The following is an 18,623-nucleotide window of genomic DNA, read 5'->3' as shown; positions in this document are numbered from 1 at the left end:
TATTGGCGTTAGAATTTGCTGGAACGGTATCTTATGAGTCGCTCACCTTTACGAAAAGTGCTGGCGCAGAACGTCAGCATATTACGTTGGCTGCTAGTGGTATATGCAACCTTCTATGCCACTGGCTGTAATGGCGCCCATTTAGCCGTATCTAACAGCCAGGAGCTACAGCTGGCGTTAACTCATGCTAAGGCTGGCGACAGAATTGTTCTCGATGCTGGGCGTTATCAAGGCCCACTAAAAATCCATCAATCGATTATATTATCAAGCCTTGGCGACAGCATTATTGATGCTAATAGCGTGGGCAGCGCAATAACGGTGTTTGCTGCTAATGTTGAGATCTCAGGGCTGAGAATTGAAAACTGGGGCAATGATCATTATGAGCGCGATGCCGGTATTTTAGTTGAGCCAGGCAGTGATGGCGTAAAAATCCATAACAACAGTTTGCAAGGTAACGGTTTTGGTATTCGCGCCGATGAGCTAAACGATATCAAAATCCACGATAACGTGATTGTGGGTAACAACACCTTATATACCTTGGACCGCGGTGATGGCATTCATTTGCAGCACGTTGTTGGCGCCGAGATCTGGGGCAATACTATCTCGCAGGTCAGAGACGGGGTTTACCTTGAATCTGGCAGTAAAAGTAGAGTGTACGCTAATCGATTATTTGACCAGCAGTACGGTATTCATTACATGTACACCCAAGACGATGAAGCCTTTAATAACCAGAGCTATCAGGTCGATGGTGGTTATGCCTTGATGGACTCGAAACGCATTCACCTCCACCGTAATCAGGTATGGGAGGCTATCGATTTCGGTATTTTGCTGAACATGACCAAAGACTCGCTGGTGGAATTTAATCGAGTCGAACAGATCGTTAACCGCAGTGAAAACCAAGTACAAGGCCAAGAGGGTAAAGGCATATTCGTTTACGGTGCTCGAGATAACACCATTATCCATAACCACTTTGCTCATAATGATATTGGCTTTTATATGGCCATGGGAGGAGAGGGGAATCACGTTTATGGCAACCAGTTTATTGATAACTTTTCTCAGGTTAAGTATGTCGGTGATGCATTATTGGAGTGGAGCCATGCTGGCCGAGGGAACTACTGGAGTGGATACCTCGGCTGGGATCACAATTTAGATGGTGTGGGCAATACGGCCTATCAGCCCAATGATAAGATTGATAAATTATTCTGGCTTTATCCTGAAGCTAACTTCTTGATGGGTAGCCCAATTGTTGTCGTACTGCGCTGGGTTCAACGTCAGTTTGAGATCACAGCCCCTAGCGGGATTGTCGACAGTTACCCGTTATTAGAGATGAACCCAGCTTTTAGTTTTTAGGCGGACGAGATGATGTTTTTAGTCAGCAAATAACCGCCTTTCGGAGAATCGATGAACCCTGCTTTAGCGGTATCAGCTAGCCATATTCGACACCAGTTTGCCGATTTTACTGCAGTTAATGATGTGAGTTTTACAGTTGAACGCGGCCAAACTATGGCGTTACTTGGCCATAATGGCGCGGGTAAATCGACTCTGATTAAAATCCTCCTAGGCTTGATAAAACCCACTGCGGGTAATGTCTGTATTCTTGGGCAAGATCTGTCGTGTCTAACGCGCAGTGCAGACTTAAAAATTGGATATTTACCTGAAAGTGTGAGCTTTTATGACAAATTAACGGGTAAAGAAATTTTAAGTTACTTTGCCGCTTTAAAGGGCGTCGGCCAGGCGCGAGTCAGCCAGTTGCTTGAAGAGTTTGGCTTAGAATATGCCCAAAATAGAGCGTTAAAAACCTACTCTAAAGGCATGAAGCAGCGCCTGGGTTTTGCTCAAGCTATTTTGAGTGAACCTGAGTTGTTGCTACTTGATGAGCCAACGGTTGGGCTCGATCCTGTGGCCTCTAAATTTTTGTACGGCAAAATTGATGAGCTTAAATTGCAAGGCTGCGGGGTGATTGTGTGCACCCATGAACTATCACTAATTGAGCATAATATCGATATCGCGCTTATCTTAGCCAAAGGGCAGGCGCTGGCATCGGGCAGCGTAGCGCAGTTAAGCCAGGCTAGCGGTCTTAAAACTCGACTGACCTCGCCCCAGCTTGCAAGTGTCATCTGCGGGCAACCGAAATTAGCTGCACTTTATGCTGACAATGCCTTGCTGTTAGATGAGCTGTCTAAGGCTGAGGTATTGCAGTTATTAACATCTGAGTGCCAAGTGTTTGATTTTAGTCTTAAAGAGCCTGCATTGGCTGATATCTATCATTTTTATATGGGTCAATGCTCTCAAGTTGCAGAGGTAAATTAAGGTTATGCTGACATCTCCTGTGTGTGTTATTGCTAAAAAAGAGATCCAAGATAGCCTACGTAATCGCTGGGTGTTGTTTATCTCATTAATATTTTTAATCTTATCGTTGAGCGTAACCTTTGCGGGCAGCGCCGTAGCCGGGCATTTGGCTTTGCCTCAATTGGATGCGTTGATATCAAGCCTGTCGACGATTTCGGTGTTTATCATTCCGCTCGCGGCGATGCTGGTGAGTTACGATGCGTTTGTGGGGGAGGATGAATCCGGTACTTTATTGCTGTTATTGTCTTACCCAATCACTCGTTTACAAATTCTAATGGGCAAGCTGTTAGGCCATAGCCTGATTATGAGTGTCACCATTGGCAGCGCTTTTAGTTTGACCGCATTATTATTGCTTGTATGTGGTGATTATGAGGTTGCTAAGACCTTAACTCAGTTTGGCCAATTTATAGTGAGCAGCATTTTGCTCGCCATCGCTTTTATTTTATTGGGTTATATCGTCAGTCTTAAATCAACAGAGAAAGCTAAAGCCGTTGCCAGTATTTTATTCGTTTGGTTTGTGTTCGTTCTCATTTATGACTTACTGTTATTAACAATATTAGTTGCAGATCTCGCCTTTTTTAATCAGTATATAATCAACCTCTTAATTGCACTTAATCCAACCGATCTCTATCGAGCGATAAATTTAATCGGTACAGATGTTAGCGGTGGAAGTTTAGCGATGATCTCTTCTGTTACATGGGGAAAGTTGGCGCTTTATGGCGTGATGTTGTTGTGGGTTGCAATGTTAGTGTTTATCGCTAACCAATTATTTAAACGCCGAGCTTTATAATGTGAAGGTAGGTTTTAGTAGTTTAAATAAATTAAGTGGTAAAGATGTGTCCTCGATATATCAGAACTGATATTACAGAACTGATATTCGATGATTGTTATTGAAGGCTTGATAATAAAGCTATGTTGAATAAAGCGTTTAAAGTGATTCAGCACAATTTAAATGTCTTCAACCGTTAAAATGTTAGATATGTGAGCATTAACACCCTGTTCTTCGATGGCTGATTTGATTTCAGGGTAAAGTCACGTTTTTAAAACCATTTTTTAGTAAACTTGCATTAAGTCGTATTAATGTTCGAGTTGCAGTGAATTGATTTGTAGAGGTTTCGGGTGCTAAAAGTTACTCCATATTTGGAGCTGGATGAAGAGGCTAAACAATTAGTCGATCATGCAAATAATAAAACCATAACTCTGACTGTATCGGAGTCGGCGGTTTTGCATCAATTAATACTCTCAATGAGTTCGGTATGCACTAAAGAAGATCTATTAGCGGCTGGTTGGCCCGATCGGGTTGTGGCTGCAACCTCGCTAACTCAATGCGTTAGTACCCTCAGAAAGAAGCTAGAAGCTTATCCCGAAGTCATGTTGCGCACCATAGCTGGCCGCGGGTATCAGCTTAATGTCTCAACGCGTTCTCACATCAAAATGCTGGCAGTGAATGACCCAGAATCGGTGCGCGCTGCCATTGTTGATGTGTCATTATTGGTCAAAATAAGCGGTATTATTATTGTCGCGCTGATCGCTTTGTCTGTTTGGTACTTCAGTGATTATCACGGCGTAGTAAAAGCTAAGAACAGTTGGGATGCAGAGAAAAATATTCAGTTAAATATTGGTGGCGTTAAGCAAGATGTTGCGCTTATCCATAAAGATAATGTCGCTCATCTGCACCCCTCTATGTGGCAAAAACATCTGGCCCCGGAATCGAACCACTTAAGTGATATCAGCAAGTTTAAAGGTTACGCTGTCACCGATGGTAACTACTATTCGATGGCGGCATGCCCCGAGGCAGATACCTATGGCTGTTCGGGTAAAGGTTTAATTAATATTACCGCGATTGACTTAACGCCAGCGGGTTTGAATATGAAAACCTTTACCGAGTTAACTCATATGATGGAACAGCGCATTCGTTATAATCGCGTCATCATCCCTCATGATGAGCCCGGCACCAGTGGCTTTATTGAGCATCATTATCACGCAGATGTGTATTTTCCTGTTCAAGGTAATATGTTGGTGCGCTCAGACATCAGTCTGTCACTTATCTATGATGATGAAAACACAGGTAAGTTTTATTCTGCGGCGTGCGTAACCGATGAAGAGTGTAAGACCACTCCGATAAAATATAAGATCAAAGGTGATTTTACTCAGTATCAGGAAAAAATTAATGACTTAGATGTGGATGTATTCCATGTCAAAGTGTCGCAAAAAGAGCTAATCAAGCCGGATCAAGTCAGCCCATCAGCGATGCACTTTTATCGTGAGATCCGTAAGCACGAGATCATCGATAGTGACCTGTATTTCTACCGCATATACAAAGATGCAGACACCGCTGTGTGGATAGTGCCTATTTTAGGTAACTTGGTCGCCTGGTTTGAATATGACAAGGTGAAGCTTTAATAGCTGTTAAAAGCAGGTCCTAGGATTAAGAGAAGGTTCTAGGAAAAGCAGGTTAGAGCTAAGACGGTATAAGCTAAGACGGAAAACAAAAGATAACGGTGTGCCTTCTTTTGATTGTATAGCAGGACGTAGTCCGCTCTAGCCGCGCAGCGTTCTAGAATCTAGAATCTAGAATCTAGGTTCTAGGTTCTAGGAAGAGCAGGTTCTAGCAAAAGCTAACAAGCGGAAAAGGCGGTGCTTTTGTCTTTTGCTGTTCCTAGTAGCCCGTCCTCGCAGCGAAGCGCCCTAGGATCTAGCCCCTTCTTTTTACCCTGTTTTGCCTTTTTTTGTATTGTTTGACCGAGTGCTAAACTCAGAACTTCCGCTTCTAGTCACTCCTTTACTCATCACTCTCTCCACTGATCGCAGATATTTCTGTTAGATCCTTCACAGATCTTAATGCTGCTTCAAGTATTATCGAAACGTTTCGATTATGCTCGCTGCATTGCTATCGAAACGTTTCGATGTTGTCGCCATAATCATTTAGGTTGATAGATGAACAAGCACGCTTTGCTCAATGCAGATATGAATTACCTTGCAGCCACGCTGGGGCATACCGATGAAGTGACTATTTGTGATGCCGGACTACCGATCCCAGCGGCAGTACAGCGCATAGATCTGGCTTTGACTCATGGGGTACCTAGCTTTATTGCCACCGTTAAGGTCTGGCTAGCGAGCTCGCAAATCGAGGGTGTGGTATTAGCGCAAGAGTTTGCCGATGTCAGCCCCGAGTGCCATCAAGCACTATTGGCTGAGATTGAGCTTGAGCAGCAAGCAACAGGGCGTGTTTTTTCGATTGAGTACATTAGCCATGAAGCGTTTAAGCAACGAACTCAACATAGTCGTGCGGTGATCCGCACCGGTGAGTGCACGCCTTATGCCAATGTGATTTTTAAAACTGGTGTTGTATTTTAAGCTTACCGGAGTCACGTTATGACCCAAGCAATATTACAGTTACAAGCGATAGAAAAGTCTTTTCCCGGGGTAAAGGCGCTCGATAAAGCTAGCTTAAATGTTTACCCTGGCCAAGTGATGGCATTGATGGGAGAAAACGGCGCGGGCAAATCGACATTAATGAAAGTGCTCACCGGGATCTACAACTTAGATGCTGGCCGTATTGTTTACCAAGGTAAGGCGCGCAGTTTCGATGGCCCGCGTGATTCACAGCAAGCTGGCATTAGCATTATCCATCAGGAGCTGAATTTACTACCTGAGCTCACCATTGCTGAAAACATCTTTTTGGGACGTGAAATCACCTCTAGTTTTGGCCGCATACTTTGGGATGAAATGAACTCCCGAGCAGCGGCACTACTAACACGCCTATCGGTAACCCATGCGCCGCAAACCTTGGTCGGTAAGCTGAGTTTAGGCGAGCAGCAGATGGTGGAAATAGCCAAAGCCATTTCGTTTAACTCAAAAGTCATCATCATGGATGAGCCTACCGACGCCCTCACCGACGTTGAAACTCAATCGCTGTTTAAAGTCATTAATGAGTTGCGTGACCAAGGCTGCGGTATCGTTTATATCTCTCACCGCATGCAAGAGATCTTTGCCATTTGTGATGCGGTAACCGTGCTTAGAGATGGCGGTTTTATTCATGAGTGTGCGATTAGCGACATTAACGAAGATCAACTCATTGAGCGCATGGTGGGCCGTAAGCTTGCCGACCAATATCCACGCATTGCGATTACTCATCAAGGCTGCAGATTGGCAGTAAATCAACTATCAGGCCCTGGGGTTGAAAACGTGAGCTTTAACCTTAACCAAGGAGAAATTTTAGGTTTTTCGGGGTTAATGGGTGCCGGGCGCACCGAACTGATGAAGATGATCTTTGGCGCAAGTGCTAAAACCCAGGGGCAGCTAACCCTGAATGGCTGTGATATTAAGATTAATAATCCGCAGCAAGCACTTGATGCCGGTATTGCTTATATTTCAGAAGACCGTAAAGGCGATGGCTTATTGCTAGACTTGTCGGTTAAAGAAAACATGTCTATTTGCGCATTAGCCAAGTTAAGTACTGGGCTACAACTGCGCCACAATGATGAAATGGCCGAAGTCGACCGTTTTATTGATGCCTTTAATATCAAAACACCTAGCCGTGATGCCCGTATTGGTAATTTGTCGGGTGGTAATCAGCAAAAAGTGTCAATCGCCAAAGGCTTAATGACTCTGCCGCAGGTGCTTATTTTAGATGAGCCAACTCGTGGTGTAGATGTGGGCGCGAAGAAAGAGATCTACGATCTTATCAACCGCTTCAAGGCGCAAGGTATGAGTATTATTTTAGTGTCATCGGATATGCCTGAGTTACTGGGGATGTCTGATCGTATTTTAGTGATGCACCAAGGCCAGATCAGTGGCGAATTTGATGCCGCGATAGCAGATCAAGAAACCATTCTTGCTTGCGCCGTTGGTAAAACATTAAACAAGGATATTGCATGAGCCAGTTAATTACAGTCCAGCCATTCTATAAGAGAATTAATAAAGAGTGGTTGATTGAGCAAAAATCGCTTATCGCCCTGTTTAGCCTAATTTTTGTGGTGTCGCTACTGAGCCCAAACTTTTTAACGGTAGATAACTTACTTAATATTTTACGCCAGACCTCGGTTAACGCGATTATTGCGGTAGGGATGACAATCGTTATTCTGACAGCGGGTATCGATTTGAGTGTCGGGTCGGTTTTAGCCTTAAGTGGCGCAATCGTGGCGACTTTAATCGGTATGGATGTGCCTGTGATGGTTGCTTTGCCTGTGGCATTAATCGCGGGCGCGGCGCTTGGGGCTATCAGCGGCATTATTGTTGCCAAAGGTAAGGTGCAAGCCTTTATCGCCACCTTGGTGACCATGACACTGCTACGCGGTGTGACTATGGTGTACACCGATGGTCGCCCTGTACCTACAGGTTTTACTGACACCGCCGATAGCTTTACCTGGCTAGGCACTGGCTATGTGCTGGGCATTCCTGTGCCGGTGTGGTTGATGGCGGTGGTGTTTGCTGGCGCTTGGTATTTGTTAAATCACACACGCTTTGGCCGTTATATTTACGCTGTGGGTGGTAATGAGTCAGCGGCGCGTTTATCAGGTATTGCGGTTGATAAGGTCAAGATCGCGGCCTATGCCATTTGTGGCTCAATGGCGGCGCTCGCTGGTATTATCGTGACCGCACGTTTATCTTCGGCGCAACCTACGGCAGGTATGGGTTACGAGCTTGATGCGATTGCCGCGGTAGTGTTAGGTGGCACGAGTTTGATGGGTGGTAAAGGGCGCATTATGGGCACCTTAATTGGGGCATTAATTATTGGCTTTTTGAACAACGCCTTAAACCTGCTCGATGTGTCGTCTTACTACCAGATGATCGCCAAAGCCAGCGTGATTTTGCTGGCGGTATTAATCGATACTAAGCAGAAGTCGAGATAGGCAAAGGTCTAGATAGGAAAAAGCGTAAGTATTGATAAGCTGTGCGCCCAGCGTGCTGCTTGTGTACATTCCCTGTATTAAAAAGGTTTACCATGAAGCGACTTGCTAATCAAAAAGTGTCAGTTCTGTTGTCAGTAGCATTGTTGTCAGCGAGTGCGCCTTTTAGCGCTAGTGCCCAGGATGCGATTGCTATCGTGCTGTCGACAATGAACAATCCATTCTTTGTCAGCATGAAAGATGGCGCCGAAGCTAAGGCAAAAGAGCTAGGTTATAAGCTGATTGCACTGGACTCGCAGAACGACCCAAGCAAAGAGCTCGCTAACGTTGAAGACTTAACCATGCGCGGCGTAAAAGCGATTTTGATTAATCCAACCGATGCGTTAGCTGTGACCAATGCTATCGGCACGGCTAATCGCGCTAACATTCCGGTGCTGACACTAGATAGAACAGCAGAGCGCGGTGATATCGTCAGCCATATTGCCTCTGATAATATTGCGGGTGGCGAATTAGCTGGGCAGTTTATTGCTGATACCCTCGGCGCTAATGCCAAGGTCATTCAGCTTGAGGGCATTGCGGGTACGTCAGCTGCCCGTGAGCGGGGTGAAGGTTTTAGCAATGCCATTAAGGCTCACGGCTTAAACCTGTTATCGAGTCAGCCCGCGGATTTTGACCGCTCAAAAGGCTTAAACGTGATGGAAAATATGTTAGCGGCAAACGGTGATGTGCAGGCGGTATTTGCTCAAAATGATGAAATGGCCTTAGGTGCATTACGCGCCATTGAAGCGGCAGGTAAAGATATCATGGTGATTGGTTTTGATGGCACCGACGAAGGCATTGCCGCGGTAAGACGAAACCAGTTATCGGCGACCATTGCTCAGCAGCCTGAGTTGCTCGGTGCTACGGCTATTGTGATGGCCGACAAGATCTTAAAAGGCAATCAGGTCGAAAAATCGATACCTGTTGCGTTAAAAATCATTACTGCAACACAGTAATTTATTCATAATTTGTCACACTAGTGTGCTGCGTTTTTGAGCTTGATTCAAGGCGCGTTTCACTCTGAGCCCAACATTAAAGAGGTTGGCAGCGACTCAGAGAACATCAAGGAATAGGTAAATGTCTCAGTTAATCGTTTTAGGCAGTGTCAATGCCGACCATGTACTTCAAGTCGCTTCTTTTCCGCGACCAGGAGAAACCTTGCATGGCTACAATTATCAAATTATCCCTGGTGGTAAAGGCGCTAACCAAGCGGTTGCTGCTGCGCGATTAGGTGCTGATACCGGATTTATCGCTTGTGTGGGTGATGACGGTTTTGGTAAAAATATCCGTCATAGTTTTGAGCAAGATGGCATGGATGTATCTGCTGTACACATGATGACAAATACCCCTACGGGTATTGCGATGATCCAGGTGAGCGACAGCGGTGAAAACAGCATCTGTATTGCGGCTGCGGCAAATGATGCGCTGACAGCAGAGATCGTTGAGCAACATAGCGGCCAAATAGCCGCTGCTGAATATCTACTAATGCAACTTGAAACCCCGCTAGCAGGTATTGAACTGGCGGCGAGCATCGCTAAAGCGCAACACACCAAGGTGATATTAAATCCCGCTCCAGCACGCAGCTTACCTGACTCGCTATTGTCGATGCTTGATATTATTACCCCAAATGAAACCGAAGCTGAGCTCCTAACTGGTATTAAGGTTGATGATGCTAACAGCGCTGCCAAGGCTGCCAACGTACTGCATGATAAAGGGATTGCGACTGTGATGATCACCTTAGGTGCAAAAGGCGTGTATCTAAGTGAGCAGGGTAAAGGTAAAATTATTGCTGGCTTTAAAGTACAAGTGACCGATACTACCGCTGCAGGCGACACCTTTAATGGTGCCTTTGTTACGGCAATACTTGAAGGTCAAACTATTGAGCAGGCGGTGGTGTTTGCTCACGGCGCTGCGGCGATTTCAGTGACCCGCTTTGGCGCACAAACATCGATTCCAAGCCGTGCTGAAGTTGAGCAGTTTTTAGCTACGCACTAATTTGTTATAAAAACAGTTAATAACATCGTTATTTAGATAGGAAGTTAACCCAGATGGCCACGATGAAAGATGTCGCTAAACTTGCGAGCGTTTCCACTTCAACAGTGAGCCATGTGATGAATGGTACCCGCTTTGTGAGTGAGGACATTGCTAAGCGGGTGCAAGATGCAGCGCAACAGCTCAATTATCACGGTCCTTCTGCGGTGGCTCGCAGCCTTAAGCAAAACTGCACTAAAACCATTGGCATGTTGGTGACGACCTCTACTAACCCGTTTTATGCTGAAGTGGTACGCAGTGTTGAGCAAGCCTGTTATCAGCAGGGTTACAACCTTATTTTGTGTAATACCGAGGGTGACGCCCAGCGCCTAAAGCGCTCCTTAACCACGTTAATTGAGCGCCGTGTCGATGGCCTAATTATGATGTGCGCTATGCTCGAGGGTGATGATGCACTGATTTATCGCCGCTTAGAAGCGTTACCTGTAGTGGTCATGGATTGGGGCCTGGTGGATTTTCCTTGCGATAAAATTCAGGGGCATTCTCGTCAAGGTGGCATATTGGCAACTCAGTATTTAATTGATAACGGCCACACTGAAATAGGCTGTATTACTGGCCCGCGTAACCGCCAGCAGGCTGACTTACGTTATCAGGGGTTTGTCGATGCCATGCAAGCGGCAAACTTACCGATTAATCCTAAATGGGTGGTCGAGGGCAACTTTGAAACCGAAGGTGGCAAGGCGGCGTTTGCCAAGCTGCAAGCGACGGGGGAATTGCCTAGCGCACTATTTGTGTGTAATGACATGATGGCCATTGGTGTATTGCATGAAGCCCAGCGGACAGGGGTGAAGATCCCTGAGCAGTTATCCGTTATCGGCTACGACAATATTCAATTGGCAAAATTTATGACGCCCGCGCTAACCAGTATTCATCAGTCTAAAGCACGTTTAGGCGCCGCGGCGGTGCATGCGTTAATCGCTAGATTACAAGACCCAAGCTTGCCACAGCAATTTATGGATATTGAGCCAAGAGTGACAGTGCGCGCTAGCGTGAGCCAAAGATAAAGCGTGGGTAAAAAGTAACAGCATAAATAAAAAGGCGAATGAATTAGCTTTCATTCGCCTTTGATCGTTTTTACTTAAGCGCTTTTATTTAAGCGCTTTACTGACAAGTTGGTACTGGGCTATGCCAGTGGTATTCGGTTTACTTAATAAACGCGAATGCGTCACCGTAAAGGTGATCTTCTTCAACGCCCATGGTACGGAACACTTCACGTGCTGCGCCAACCATGTCGAAACGACCCGCTATATAAATGTCGTAACCGCTTAGGCTGTCAAAGTCGTTTTTAATCTGCTCTAGCAGATTGGCTTCTTTACCTTTCCAGTCAGCATTGGCTTCTTCAATGACTGGAACAAAGTTGAGCCACGGATGCGCTTCATGCCACTGGCGAGCAATGGTCTCAAAGTACATGGCTTCCTGGTTACGGCAGCCCCAATAAAACGTGGTTTCAACTTCCTGGCCTAAAGCAATCTTTTGTTCAACGATACTCTTGATGTAAGAAAAACCCGTACCGCCAGCAATCAGTAAACGTGGGCGTTGACTGTCTGCACGTAGATGCGCGTCGCCGCCAGGCACTTCGATGTCAATGCTGTTACCTGTGGCTAAGCATTCTTTTAAACGCTCTACTACTTGCATAGGGTAGCTTTCGCTAACAGCTGCACCGATATGTAGCTCAATATGTTCAGCATCGGGTGCAGAGGCAATGGAGAATGGACGTTTGTCTTTCTCACCCATCACCACACAAAGGTATTGACCTGCTTTAAAATCAAATGGAGTACTAGGCTTTAAAATGACCTGATATACGGCATTATTAAACGGCGCTACTTTTTCAATCGTACAGCTAATAGTGTTCATCTTTATTCCTTGATGCGCCTCTCTTTGGAAGCTTATTCGATATAAATTTACGCGCCTGCAGAAGCTCTGCAGGCAATATAAAGTCTAGCTAATTGTGTGGCACAGTGATTACAGCGTCGGTGCATCATCGATACCGAGCTCATCCCAGATAGCATCTACTTTCTGCTTAACGGCTTCATCCATCACGATAGGAGTGCCCCATTCGCGGTCGGTTTCACCTTGCCACTTATTGGTTGCATCCATTCCCATTTTTGAGCCAAGACCCGCCACCGGAGAGGCAAAGTCGAGGTAATCAATTGGGGTGTTTTCAATCATAACCGTATCGCGCTTTGGATCCATGCGAGTGGTAATTGCCCAGATCACATCGTTCCAGTCACGGCAGTTTACATCTTCATCGACCACGACAATAAACTTGGTGTACATAAACTGACGTAGGAACGACCATGCTCCCATCATCACACGTTTGGCATGTCCTGGGTATTGCTTACGAATTGAGATCACCGCCATTCGATACGAACAGCCTTCTGGCGGCAGGTAAAAATCGATAATTTCAGGATACTGTTTACGTAAAATAGGCACGAAGACTTCGTTCAATGCCACACCTAGCATCGCTGGCTCATCTGGTGGACGGCCGGTATAGGTGCTGTGGTAAATCGCATCTTTTCTGTGGGTAATGTGCGTCACCGTAAACACTGGGAATGAGTCGGTCTCATTATAGTAACCTGTGTGATCGCCGTAAGGGCCTTCTTCTGCCATCTCATCGGGGTCTATATAACCTTCTAAGATGATTTCGCTGGTGGCTGGCACTTCTAAATCACAGCTTAGGGCTTTACACACTTCAGTTCGTTCACCGCGCAATAGTCCTGCGAAGGCATATTCGCTCATAGCGTCGGGCACGGGGGTAACAGCACCTAAAATGGTCACCGGATCGGCACCTAATGCAACCACGACTGGGTAACGCTCACCTGGGTGTTTTTCTTTAAAATCTTTAAAGTCTAATGCGCCGCCGCGATGGTCTAGCCAGCGCATGATTAACTTGTCTCTACCCAGTAATTGCTGGCGGTAAATACCAAGATTTTGGCGCTTTTGACGTGGGCCTTTGGTGATAGTGAGTCCCCAAGTCACTAGCGGCGCAACATCGCCTGGCCAGCAGTGCTGGATCGGTAACTTAGTTAAATCGACCTCTTCGCCGGTTTTAACCACTTGTTGGCAAGGCGGGTTACGCACGGTTTTAGGCGGCATGTTTAGCGCTTGCTTAAACATGGGGATCTTTGAAATGGCGTCTTTAAAGCCACGAGGAGGTTCTGGCTCTTTTAGAAATGCCAGCAGTTCACCTACATCGCGCAGCGCGAGCGGATCTTCTTTACCTAATGCCATGGCGACTCGTTTGGGCGTACCAAACAAGTTAACTAAAACGGGCATGTCGTTGCCGACTGGATTTTCAAACAACAGAGCCGGGCCTTTGGTGCGTAACACGCGATCGGCAATCTCTGTCATTTCCAAATGAGGATCAACGGGATGACTAATACGCTTAAGCTCACCATTGGCTTCTAAGTGGTCTATAAAGCTGCGTAAATCCTTAAAACTCATAGGGGAATTCTCATCGCTATAAACTGTGATATGGCGCGCACTATAGCACTATTCCAACGTGCGTTAAACGCTTGTTCGTCAATGCGTGGCCTCAATATATTTCAGGCTTTACTGATACAATTCCCTTTGTAGGTAAGTGCTTAGTCAGCGAGATTGGTTTAAGGCATATTTGAGCGTAAACTTAACTAAGTAATGCTACGTTTGTTGGCTTGTTACAACAGAGGAGGAGGGATGAAGGCACTTAAGTTTACAGCCTTGATTGGCTTATTTACTGGGTCGATAACTATCGCGATGGCAGATGGGGCGGTATCGATAACCCCTGTTGCTGCAAGGGCTGTGGTTTTGGCACCGGTGGCGGCATCACAAGTGTTGAGTAATGTTAGCGTTGGCCTTGGGTGGAGTAATGTTGATTACCGCGATCCTTGGCGCTGGAACGTGGGGGTATCTAACAGTTGGTACGGCTACCCTTATCGCAATGGTTATTACAGATCCGGTTGGCGTCCTGGTTATAACTGGGGAGTCGGCTCTCGCTGGCGCTACCCATACAGCTACAACAATCGCTATTACTCGCCTTATCGTTATGACAGGCAAACTTACCAAGCTCCAAAGCCAAAAGTCGTTAGGCCTCCAGAGCGAGTGACGACCAGCGTAAGTTATTCAACAGGGCTAAGTCGGTTACCGGATAATGCGCGGGTGATTCAAAAAGAGGGACGCACTGTGTATGAATGGCAAGGTGTGGAGTATGTGTTTGATTGGAACACCAATACCTATCAGAAGGTTAAGTAGTGTTGGCGGTTTTATTCTGCTTGCGGATCTTGTTACTCTGTTGCCACAAAAAGTGGCGGCAACATGGAAGCAAGCGCAATGAGTTGGATGCAATTTACCATTGAGTTAATCGACAAACTGATTTGGCCTACCGTGCTGGTATTTGCTGTGGTGAGTTTAAAGCGGCCGATATCGACCTTGATCCCTTTAGCCAAAAAACTGAAGTTTAAAGATTTAGAGGTGGAGTTTGGTCAAGGATTAAAAGCTGTGACTCAGCAAGCAGAAGGTGTATTTCCTGAGTTAAAGACCGATAAAAAGACGCGACTCATAGCCTCTGCGAATCACTTACCCAATTCAGCCATTATTGAAGCTTGGGAACAGGTGGACCTGGCCGCCGAGCTGCTGATTAAATCTCACTGCGATAACATTACCTTAGATAAGAATACTCGTTATAAACATATTGAGAATATCTTGATAAGCGAGCAGCTAATTAATACTAAACAAGGAAAGCTGTTTAGTGAATTACGCCAGTTACGTAATAAGGTTGCCCATGCGGTGAGCTATGAGGTGGGTAAAGCGGAAGCGATTCAATATATCGAACTATGTTTTAAGCTTATTGAGCATTTACACGGTTTAACCCCATCTGCTATTCGCAGCTGTAATGCCGGCATTCAAGAGGTCGCGAGTTAGGGTTGTCAGTATAGTATGTTGCTTGTTGAAAGCTAATCTGCAAAGCGCAAAGTCTACAAAGCCCAGTTAATCGTGCAGACTAACGGGGCTTTATTCGTGGCTTTTGGCTCGATTTAACGGCTCAAGTTGAGATTGTAACTCAATTTTTATTAGGGCTAATTCTTGGCTTTTAGGTACATGTCGTAGCGTTGAATGATAAACCCTAGATCTTGAAACTTTTTGTTGAACGTCATACCGAGCTTTTTGAGTACATTAATTGAGGCGTGATTTCTCTCAACGACATCGCCGACAATATAATCTAAATCCATATGGTTTTTAGCGTATTCAATACAGGCTTGGTTGGCTTCGGTGGCATAACCTTTACCCCAGTGCTCAGGCGCAAAGCGATAACCAATATCTGTCTCATCAATGCGGTAATCGTTTTTAAAGCCACAAAACCCAATGACGTTATTGGACTCTTTTAATACTACTGCCCAGCGAGCATAACCAAACTGCAGGTATTCGTTCAACCAAATGTCGCGGATGATGCGCTCTGCATCGGCAAGTGATTTAACAACGCCTGCATCGCCAGTATAGAGATTGACTCTCTCATCTGCGTTGAAGTCGTAGACGGCTTGTACGTCATCGAGGTTAAACTCTCTAATAATTAACCTTGGTGTTTCGGTAATGAGTTTGCTCATTGGCTTTCCTTGTCTAATCTTTTGCGGCAATCGCTATTACCACACTACTGCAGTGATCGCGTTCTCAGTCTCACCAATAATGGTTTTAACCACTTTATTACCAGCATCTAACAAGATCAATCTTGGAATGCCACTATTGGCAAACTGTGAGTAGATCGCTCTGTCAGTATCGGCGACTAAGGGGAAATTTAATTCATACTCATCTGCAAATTTATCGAGTGAGGCAGGTGTTTCTTCACGGCCAATGCCTATGATGTCGACATTTGGACTGAGATGAAGGTTAGAGTTAACAAGATGCTTCATAGTGCGTTGTGAGTCGTGGCACCAAGTTGCAAATAGAATTATCAGCTTATTGTTGTTTGATTCTGCAAGATCAATGGTATTGCCCTGAGTATCGACGAACTGTGTGACGGGAACATTTTCGCCCGCTTTTACATAGGTAAGGTATTCGGGTTGGCTTTCGGTTGTGGCGCAGCCTGTTATGGTTAGTATGAGTAAACTGGCAAAAAGTCGTTTAAGCGTTTTCATTAGCATCCATTCTTTTTAATTGGTTTCTTATAGTGGTTTTAGTGCGATTGAACATGCTGACTTGTTAATCTAACAGACGTGTAATCGAATGTATAAGCTTGGCTTGCAACAGCATGTGACTGAACATGCTCTATTTAGGGGCTAGCGAGTGATAGACGAGTAAAGCTTATAGCGCCTGCTTTTAATAATAAATCACTTATGTTTGTTGACAGCCGAACGAGGACACCCTATCGTGGAGGCTTACCTATTAAGCTGTTAGCTAACTCATTGATTAACAGTGACTACCAAGGATTTTTACGTGTTATTAACACCGATCGAGGCTTACTACTATCTATAGCCACAATGGCGTAGATAGAGGTTATAAACTCCCCCTCATGTTTTAAATCACTCCATTGTGGCAATTCCATCTTTCGGAAGCTGGCCACTATCTATGCCCGTTCCGAAGCCTTTCTCTTTAATTTGGAACACCATAAATGAATAACAGTAAAATCTTCGGCAGCATGCTAATTATTGCGGGTACCACTATTGGTGCTGGGATGTTGGCATTACCCCTCGCGGCGTCTGGGCTTGGCTTTGGCGTGGCCAGTATTATCATGCTATTGATTTGGTCTTTGATGACCTATACCGCCTTGCTCATGATTGAAGTGCATCAGTTTGCACCTGTCGATGCCACACTGCACACACTGGCGCACAAGCTATTGGGAAGAAAAGGGCAGGTGATTGCGAGCTTTGCAATGATGTTTCTTTTCTACGCGCTATGTGCTGCTTATATCGCTGGTGGCGGTGAGCAGATCCACAGTAAATTAACTCATTGGTTCGAATTAGAACTGCCCATGCAGGCTGGGGCGATTATCTTTACCTTGCTGATCGGTACTGTGGTGGCAATAGGGACTCGCTCGGTCGATATGATTAATCGAAGTCTGTTCTCACTTAAGCTCATCGCGTTAGTGGTGATGCTGTTTTTGCTACTGCCTCATGTTTCCGTCGAGAATCTAGTGGCTTTACCTGTGCATCAAGGGTTGGTGTTTGCTTCATTGCCTGTAATATTCACCTCTTTTGGCTTTCACGGCTCCATTCCATCAGTGGTGCGCTACTTAGGTAAAGATACTAAGGCACTGCGCTGGATCATTGTTGTGGGCTCGGCATTGCCACTAATGATATATGTGGTATGGATGCTAGCGAGCCAAGGCGTGTTACCTCAGCAAGAATTAATGACGAGCCAAAGCTTAAATGGCTTTATCGGCTCTTTGAGCCGGATGTTACACAATCCAATGATTGCTAATGCGGTATCAATCTTTGCCGATCTGGCATTGGCGACATCATTTCTTGGAGTGAGTTTAGGTTTATATGACTTTCTTGCAGATCTATTTAAACGTAGTGCTAAACCAAGTCATAGAGTGCAAGTGGGCTTAGTGACATTTCTACCGCCACTGGGTTTTGCATTGTTTTACCCACAAGGCTTTATCACCGCCTTGGGCTACGCAGCCTTCGCATTAGTTATTTTGGCGGTTTTTCTGCCAGTGGCTATGGTTACGGCGCAGCGTAAACAGGTGGGATTGGAAGGATATAGAGTTAAGGGGGGCAAGGCGGGATTAATCATTGCTACATTGGCGGGGGTATTAATTATTAGCGTACAACTAATGCAGATTTTTAATCAACTGCCAGCTGTTGGTTAGGTTTAACTAGAGCTGATGCATTGAGCTGCAACCAGATTTAAGTGAGTAATTGACTGAAAAATAGCTCATTAAGCTGTAATTTTCGATATCGGATGATTTTTTGGTCACTTGAATCAAATTGGGCTTTACATTAACGTCGAGGAGCCCTATTATCTGCGGCGTTCGGAGGGATGGCAGAGTGGTCGAATGCACCGGTCTTGAAAACCGGCATGGGTTTATAGCCCATCTAGGGTTCAAATCCCTATCCCTCCGCCACATTTAGATGAGGCCTCAGCAGAAATGTTGAGGCCTTTTCGCATTCTGATCTAAACAGGATTGAACCCCAAGGGTTCCTATTATTTAAATTGACTATCCCTCCGGCACATTCAAGACGAAATGCTCATCAGAAATGATGAGCCTTTTTTCGTTTAGCGCAATGATTTGATAGGGATTGGAACCCTAAGGGGTCCTGTTGTTTAAAGTCAGCTATCCCGGCGCCACATTTAGATGAGGCCTCAGCAGAAATGTTGAGGCCTTTTCGCATTCTGATCTAAACAGGATTGAACCCCAAG

17 protein-coding genes and 1 tRNA gene are annotated in these 18,623 nt (G+C 45.5%); 14 read left to right on the top strand and 4 right to left on the bottom strand.

Going from position 1 to position 18,623, the window contains the following annotated elements:
- Window positions 1–33 precede the first annotated feature (33 nt).
- The 10 genes from nosD (at window position 34) to ACVBJC_RS10890 (ending at window position 11,293) form a co-directional block, all read left to right on the top strand.
- The gene (nosD, locus tag ACVBJC_RS10935; protein WP_447160866.1) at window positions 34–1,350 is read left to right on the top strand and encodes a nitrous oxide reductase family maturation protein NosD; all 1,317 of its coding nucleotides are present in this window, start codon (window positions 34–36) and stop codon (window positions 1,348–1,350) included.
- A 51-nt stretch (window positions 1,351–1,401) separates the two neighbouring features.
- Window positions 1,402–2,310: an ABC transporter ATP-binding protein gene (locus ACVBJC_RS10930; protein WP_447160867.1), complete on the top strand. Its 909-nt coding sequence runs from the start codon at window positions 1,402–1,404 to the stop codon at window positions 2,308–2,310.
- Window positions 2,311–2,314: 4 nt separating this feature from the next.
- The gene (locus ACVBJC_RS10925) at window positions 2,315–3,139 is read left to right on the top strand and encodes an ABC transporter permease (protein ID WP_447160868.1); all 825 of its coding nucleotides are present in this window, start codon (window positions 2,315–2,317) and stop codon (window positions 3,137–3,139) included.
- Between the two features lie 329 nt (window positions 3,140–3,468).
- Complete coding sequence (locus tag ACVBJC_RS10920) at window positions 3,469–4,752, top strand: winged helix-turn-helix domain-containing protein (protein ID WP_447160869.1); 1,284 nt, start codon at window positions 3,469–3,471, stop codon at window positions 4,750–4,752.
- Window positions 4,753–5,286: 534 nt separating this feature from the next.
- Entirely contained in the window at window positions 5,287–5,706 is a 420-nt protein-coding gene (gene rbsD / locus ACVBJC_RS10915) for a D-ribose pyranase (RefSeq protein WP_447160870.1), read from the top strand.
- 18 nt (window positions 5,707–5,724) lie between these two features.
- Window positions 5,725–7,230: a ribose ABC transporter ATP-binding protein RbsA gene (gene rbsA, locus ACVBJC_RS10910; RefSeq protein WP_447160871.1), complete on the top strand. Its 1,506-nt coding sequence runs from the start codon at window positions 5,725–5,727 to the stop codon at window positions 7,228–7,230.
- Window positions 7,227–8,204 carry a ribose ABC transporter permease gene (gene rbsC / locus ACVBJC_RS10905; protein WP_447160872.1) on the top strand — a complete coding sequence of 326 codons (978 nt, stop codon included), beginning with the start codon at window positions 7,227–7,229 and terminating at the stop codon, window positions 8,202–8,204. The genes rbsA and rbsC overlap by 4 nt, the downstream gene beginning before the upstream one ends.
- 92 nt (window positions 8,205–8,296) lie before the next feature.
- Window positions 8,297–9,196, top strand: coding sequence for a ribose ABC transporter substrate-binding protein RbsB (rbsB, locus tag ACVBJC_RS10900; RefSeq protein WP_447160873.1), 900 nt, complete (start codon window positions 8,297–8,299; stop codon window positions 9,194–9,196).
- A 121-nt stretch (window positions 9,197–9,317) separates the two neighbouring features.
- Window positions 9,318–10,235 carry a ribokinase gene (gene rbsK, locus ACVBJC_RS10895; RefSeq protein ID WP_447160874.1) on the top strand — a complete coding sequence of 306 codons (918 nt, stop codon included), beginning with the start codon at window positions 9,318–9,320 and terminating at the stop codon, window positions 10,233–10,235.
- Between the two features lie 53 nt (window positions 10,236–10,288).
- Window positions 10,289–11,293: a substrate-binding domain-containing protein gene (locus ACVBJC_RS10890; protein ID WP_447160875.1), complete on the top strand. Its 1,005-nt coding sequence runs from the start codon at window positions 10,289–10,291 to the stop codon at window positions 11,291–11,293.
- A gap of 139 nt (window positions 11,294–11,432) precedes the next feature.
- On the opposite strand, the gene fre is transcribed toward ACVBJC_RS10890, so the two are convergent.
- Both fre and ubiD read right to left on the bottom strand, forming a co-directional pair.
- Window positions 11,433–12,143 (bottom strand): NAD(P)H-flavin reductase, encoded by a 711-nt coding sequence (fre, locus tag ACVBJC_RS10885; RefSeq protein WP_447160876.1) that lies wholly within the window; start codon window positions 12,141–12,143, stop codon window positions 11,433–11,435.
- Between the two features lie 108 nt (window positions 12,144–12,251).
- Window positions 12,252–13,733: a 4-hydroxy-3-polyprenylbenzoate decarboxylase gene (ubiD, locus tag ACVBJC_RS10880; RefSeq protein WP_447160877.1), complete on the bottom strand. Its 1,482-nt coding sequence runs from the start codon at window positions 13,731–13,733 to the stop codon at window positions 12,252–12,254.
- 231 nt (window positions 13,734–13,964) lie between these two features.
- Here ubiD and ACVBJC_RS10875 point away from each other — a divergent pair, with 231 nt between their 5' ends.
- The gene (locus tag ACVBJC_RS10875; protein ID WP_447160878.1) at window positions 13,965–14,519 is read left to right on the top strand and encodes a hypothetical protein; all 555 of its coding nucleotides are present in this window, start codon (window positions 13,965–13,967) and stop codon (window positions 14,517–14,519) included.
- A gap of 78 nt (window positions 14,520–14,597) precedes the next feature.
- Window positions 14,598–15,188 carry a hypothetical protein gene (locus tag ACVBJC_RS10870; protein WP_447160879.1) on the top strand — a complete coding sequence of 197 codons (591 nt, stop codon included), beginning with the start codon at window positions 14,598–14,600 and terminating at the stop codon, window positions 15,186–15,188.
- A 155-nt stretch (window positions 15,189–15,343) separates the two neighbouring features.
- On the opposite strand, the gene ACVBJC_RS10865 is transcribed toward ACVBJC_RS10870, so the two are convergent.
- Together ACVBJC_RS10865 and ACVBJC_RS10860 are read right to left on the bottom strand one after the other, a co-directional pair.
- Window positions 15,344–15,868 (bottom strand): GNAT family N-acetyltransferase, encoded by a 525-nt coding sequence (locus tag ACVBJC_RS10865; protein ID WP_447160880.1) that lies wholly within the window; start codon window positions 15,866–15,868, stop codon window positions 15,344–15,346.
- Between the two features lie 36 nt (window positions 15,869–15,904).
- Window positions 15,905–16,396, bottom strand: a complete 492-nt coding sequence (locus tag ACVBJC_RS10860) for a TlpA family protein disulfide reductase (protein WP_447160881.1) — start codon at window positions 16,394–16,396, stop codon at window positions 15,905–15,907.
- Between the two features lie 473 nt (window positions 16,397–16,869).
- Here ACVBJC_RS10860 and tyrP point away from each other — a divergent pair, with 473 nt between their 5' ends.
- Together tyrP and ACVBJC_RS10850 are read left to right on the top strand one after the other, a co-directional pair.
- On the top strand, window positions 16,870–18,072 hold the full coding sequence (gene tyrP, locus ACVBJC_RS10855; RefSeq protein WP_447160882.1) for a tyrosine transporter TyrP: 1,203 nt from the start codon (window positions 16,870–16,872) through the stop codon (window positions 18,070–18,072).
- A gap of 164 nt (window positions 18,073–18,236) precedes the next feature.
- Window positions 18,237–18,327, top strand: a tRNA-Ser gene (locus ACVBJC_RS10850).
- The last annotated feature ends 296 nt before the right edge of the window (window positions 18,328–18,623 follow it).

The sequence above is a fragment of the Shewanella sp. 0m-6 genome, assembly GCF_052977325.1.
Note: the sequence above shows the minus strand (reverse complement) of the source record. Positions and strands in the feature narration are given on the sequence as shown.

What these genes read in the sequence shown, in the direction of transcription:
- nosD (WP_447160866.1), top strand. Translation starts at nt 34, where the DNA reads ATGAGTCGCTCACCTTTACGAAAAGTGCTGGCGCAGAACGTCAGCATA.
- ACVBJC_RS10930 (WP_447160867.1), top strand. Translation starts at nt 1,402, where the DNA reads ATGAACCCTGCTTTAGCGGTATCAGCTAGCCATATTCGACACCAGTTT.
- ACVBJC_RS10925 (WP_447160868.1), top strand. Translation starts at nt 2,315, where the DNA reads ATGCTGACATCTCCTGTGTGTGTTATTGCTAAAAAAGAGATCCAAGAT.
- rbsD (WP_447160870.1), top strand. Translation starts at nt 5,287, where the DNA reads ATGAACAAGCACGCTTTGCTCAATGCAGATATGAATTACCTTGCAGCC.
- rbsA (WP_447160871.1), top strand. Translation starts at nt 5,725, where the DNA reads ATGACCCAAGCAATATTACAGTTACAAGCGATAGAAAAGTCTTTTCCC.
- rbsC (WP_447160872.1), top strand. Translation starts at nt 7,227, where the DNA reads ATGAGCCAGTTAATTACAGTCCAGCCATTCTATAAGAGAATTAATAAA.
- rbsB (WP_447160873.1), top strand. Translation starts at nt 8,297, where the DNA reads ATGAAGCGACTTGCTAATCAAAAAGTGTCAGTTCTGTTGTCAGTAGCA.
- rbsK (WP_447160874.1), top strand. Translation starts at nt 9,318, where the DNA reads ATGTCTCAGTTAATCGTTTTAGGCAGTGTCAATGCCGACCATGTACTT.
- ACVBJC_RS10890 (WP_447160875.1), top strand. Translation starts at nt 10,289, where the DNA reads ATGGCCACGATGAAAGATGTCGCTAAACTTGCGAGCGTTTCCACTTCA.
- fre (WP_447160876.1), bottom strand. Translation starts at nt 12,143, where the DNA reads ATGAACACTATTAGCTGTACGATTGAAAAAGTAGCGCCGTTTAATAAT.
- ubiD (WP_447160877.1), bottom strand. Translation starts at nt 13,733, where the DNA reads ATGAGTTTTAAGGATTTACGCAGCTTTATAGACCACTTAGAAGCCAAT.
- ACVBJC_RS10875 (WP_447160878.1), top strand. Translation starts at nt 13,965, where the DNA reads ATGAAGGCACTTAAGTTTACAGCCTTGATTGGCTTATTTACTGGGTCG.
- ACVBJC_RS10870 (WP_447160879.1), top strand. Translation starts at nt 14,598, where the DNA reads ATGAGTTGGATGCAATTTACCATTGAGTTAATCGACAAACTGATTTGG.
- ACVBJC_RS10865 (WP_447160880.1), bottom strand. Translation starts at nt 15,868, where the DNA reads ATGAGCAAACTCATTACCGAAACACCAAGGTTAATTATTAGAGAGTTT.
- ACVBJC_RS10860 (WP_447160881.1), bottom strand. Translation starts at nt 16,396, where the DNA reads ATGAAAACGCTTAAACGACTTTTTGCCAGTTTACTCATACTAACCATA.
- tyrP (WP_447160882.1), top strand. Translation starts at nt 16,870, where the DNA reads ATGAATAACAGTAAAATCTTCGGCAGCATGCTAATTATTGCGGGTACC.